5 protein-coding genes are annotated in these 2,830 nt (G+C 42.2%); 3 read left to right on the top strand and 2 right to left on the bottom strand.

Annotated features, from left to right (window positions below; all coding sequences use genetic code 11):
- Positions 1-103: 103 nt before the first annotated feature.
- Together PN499_RS03355 and PN499_RS03350 are read right to left on the bottom strand one after the other, a co-directional pair.
- Complete coding sequence (locus PN499_RS03355) at positions 104-619, bottom strand: L,D-transpeptidase (RefSeq protein ID WP_272030271.1); 516 nt, start codon at positions 617-619, stop codon at positions 104-106.
- 128 nt (positions 620-747) lie between these two features.
- Entirely contained in the window at positions 748-1,380 is a 633-nt protein-coding gene (locus tag PN499_RS03350; RefSeq protein ID WP_272030270.1) for a bifunctional 4-hydroxy-2-oxoglutarate aldolase/2-dehydro-3-deoxy-phosphogluconate aldolase, read from the bottom strand.
- A 27-nt stretch (positions 1,381-1,407) separates the two neighbouring features.
- On the opposite strand from PN499_RS03350, the gene PN499_RS03345 reads away from it, so the two are divergent.
- From PN499_RS03345 to PN499_RS03335, 3 genes are all read left to right on the top strand, one after another.
- The gene (locus PN499_RS03345) at positions 1,408-1,743 is read left to right on the top strand and encodes a hypothetical protein (RefSeq protein ID WP_272030269.1); all 336 of its coding nucleotides are present in this window, start codon (positions 1,408-1,410) and stop codon (positions 1,741-1,743) included.
- The gene (locus PN499_RS03340; protein WP_272030267.1) at positions 1,736-1,999 is read left to right on the top strand and encodes a type II toxin-antitoxin system RelE family toxin; all 264 of its coding nucleotides are present in this window, start codon (positions 1,736-1,738) and stop codon (positions 1,997-1,999) included. The genes PN499_RS03345 and PN499_RS03340 overlap by 8 nt, the downstream gene beginning before the upstream one ends.
- A gap of 181 nt (positions 2,000-2,180) precedes the next feature.
- Positions 2,181-2,813 carry a hypothetical protein gene (locus PN499_RS03335; RefSeq protein WP_272030266.1) on the top strand — a complete coding sequence of 211 codons (633 nt, stop codon included), beginning with the start codon at positions 2,181-2,183 and terminating at the stop codon, positions 2,811-2,813.
- Positions 2,814-2,830: the final 17 nt, after the last annotated feature.

Here is a 2,830-nt window from a genome sequence, read left to right as displayed (position 1 = left end):
TCATAGAAGAAGATGGTTGCGGCGAGCGCCCACCTTACAATTTATTGCTAACAACCAACAACCAACAACCAACAACTAACAACTAACAATTAACAACTAACAATTAAGATTTATGTACTACCACAGGCGTGCCTACATCAGCCCATTCAAACAGCCATTTAGCATGATTAACTGCAACATTTGTGCAGCCGTGAGTGACGGGATTGCCAAACAAATTATGCCAGCCAGCCCCGTGAATTGCATTGCCACCGTCGTAATACATTGTATAAGGAACATTGGGCAAATCATAGTCATCCCCAGTCATCCGGGTACTGACGTACTTAGTTTGAATAGCAAAAGTCCCAACGCGGGTAGGAGTCGATGACTTACCTGTAGAAACAATAACTGCATAAACTGCTTTATTACCTTCCCAAGCTACCAATCGCTGCCGGGATAAGTCAATTTCAATCCATCGTTGATTGGATTGTTGTAACTGCATAATTCTATAAGCAATTTTGTTGTGTGCCTCGTTTGCCGTTGCCGGAGTTGACGTGCCACACAAAGCGGAAATGCTCAAAGCACTACAAGCACACAAAGTTATAGCGCGACGCAACCAAATTGAGCTAATAATGTTTTTCATTCTTCACACCTCTGAGGTTTGGAAAACTAGATAATTTCAGGGTTTCCCATTTACATAATATAGCTAAAGATTTTATCCAAATCGCAGGCAACTTATCTGTTATAGCATTCTTGCCTAATCTTTACCCTTCAGGTTAAATTCTTTACAAGATTACGAGCCAACTGTGCGATCGCGTCCCAATCTCCAGTTTCTACTAGCTGTTGAGGAAACAAATCCCCTGCCAAACCCACCGCGATCGCGCCTGCTTCGATAAAGATTTTAGCATTTTCCAGAGTAACACCTCCAGTAGGAATTAGGGGAATATTACCCAGTGGGCCTTGCAAACTTTTAATGTAGCTAGCACCTCCTGTTGCTGAGATGGGAAACACCTTAACACAGCTAGCGCCAGCTTGCCAGGCGCTAACAATTTCCGTAGGCGAGAAAGCACCAGGAATTATTGGTATACCCGCATTAACTGCGGCTTCAATCATAGCTAAATCGGTGTGGGGAGTAAAGAGAAATTGAGCACCACACTCAACAGCTCGATCTAGCTGCTCTAAGTTTAAGAGCGTACCAGTACCAATTGTAAACTCTGGCAATTCCGAGCGCAATTGGGAAATTAGCTCAGATGCGCGATCGCTATTCCAGGTAATTTCAATTAACTGAATTCCTCCCTTTGCTATAGCTTTAGCCATCAGCGCTCCCAGTTCCATTTTTGGGGAACGGATGACCGCGATCGCGCGGTGTTTTTGCAGTAGTTTTAACCAAGATCGATCGTTCATGCTAATTTATTATAATATACATATTCAATGTTTGCAAACACCGAGATGAAAAACTATACCATGCGTGGAGTTCAATTTTTAACGGACAACCAAGGCAAGAAAACTGCTGCAATTGTTGACCTCAAAGAACACAGTCAATTTTGGGTAGATGTTTTAGCAGAATTGGGAGAATCAACTGATTTTCAGTTTTTAATTAATGACAAAGGTGAAAATATTGCCGTACTTCTAGAATTTGATAAACACGGCGAACTCTGGGAAGATGTCTATGACGGCATAATTGCTGACGAGCGTGAGAAGGAACCTACTGTGCCTTGGGGAGAAGTTAAACTTAAACTGATGGAGAAGGGTAAGTTGAGTGTCTGACTACCTAATTGTTTTTGCACGAACGGCTGAAAAAGAACTAGATTCTCTCCCACTTGATATCAGTAGCCGGATTTCTCCTAAAATTCAGGCTTTAACCAATGACCCGCGTCCGCCTGGTTGTGTCAAGTTAAAGGGTCAAGAAAACCGATGGCGAATTCGGATTGGCGATTATCGAGTAATCTACAATATTGATGATGAAAATTTCACTATCAAAATTGTGGAAGTTGGTCATCGCCGGGAAATTTACGAAAGATGAATGAGTGCGATCGCGTCTTGCTTCTCTCTTTAAAAGCTATCCCCGCAGTCAATTACTTATTTAAGCTACTCTCAGTGTAACAGCCTCTCGGCATTACCGTTCTCTACAAAAAAAGGTAAACTGGTATAGTCGTGTATGCTGTGGGTATCACCCCCCTGCGGCAGATTTTCTTGGAGGCTTAATGAATAATTTTGATGCAGCGACTCCTCTCAAGTCCCACGGAGTTAGTCGATTATTAATGCAGTTTCTTTGGGCTAACTTATCGTTAACCATCATTTCCCTAATTTTCTCTTTGCTTAAAGTAATAGCACCGACTATTTCTGATGCGCTTCAAGGTCTACAAGAGATTTTGCTATTTGTTGCACTTTTTATAGGCTTGGTTGCGTTAGTGCTTTGGCTAGTATGGCTATATCGTCTGCACGTCGATCTCAAGGTTCTCTTTAAGGATTATCCCATCACGCCAGGAGGAGCACTGGCAAGATTTTTGATCCCGATATACAGCTTTTGGGGAATTTGGAATACACTCTCAACATTTGGCAATACATTTAAGCAGGAAGGGGGAGAATTCACACAGTGGGCCGAGCAGCTAGATCCGCTAATTGGAGGGTTTTACGCTTTAACTATTGGCTCAAATATATTGAACCGGGAAATGTCAAGAATGCAAAGACAGAATTCAGAAATAGAGCCTTTCTGGTTTTTAGTTAGTGATGTAGTCAGCGTGTTTTTATCTGTCGTGGTACTGCAAATGGTAAAAGTTATGAAAAGTGCCATTGCTGAAAAAGCCAGACAACCGCAAATTACACCCTCTCCATAATGGCTAATTGCTAATGG

This window comes from Kamptonema animale CS-326 (genome assembly GCF_028330895.1).
GTDB lineage: Bacteria > Cyanobacteriota > Cyanobacteriia > Cyanobacteriales > Microcoleaceae > Kamptonema > Kamptonema formosum.
This window is presented reverse-complemented; position numbering and strand designations above follow the sequence as displayed.

Coding starts and splice junctions, on each gene's coding strand:
- PN499_RS03355 (WP_272030271.1), bottom strand. CDS start 619: ATGAAAAACATTATTAGCTCAATTTGGTTGCGTCGCGCTATAACTTTG.
- PN499_RS03350 (WP_272030270.1), bottom strand. CDS start 1,380: ATGAACGATCGATCTTGGTTAAAACTACTGCAAAAACACCGCGCGATC.
- PN499_RS03345 (WP_272030269.1), top strand. CDS start 1,408: ATGTTTGCAAACACCGAGATGAAAAACTATACCATGCGTGGAGTTCAA.
- PN499_RS03335 (WP_272030266.1), top strand. CDS start 2,181: ATGAATAATTTTGATGCAGCGACTCCTCTCAAGTCCCACGGAGTTAGT.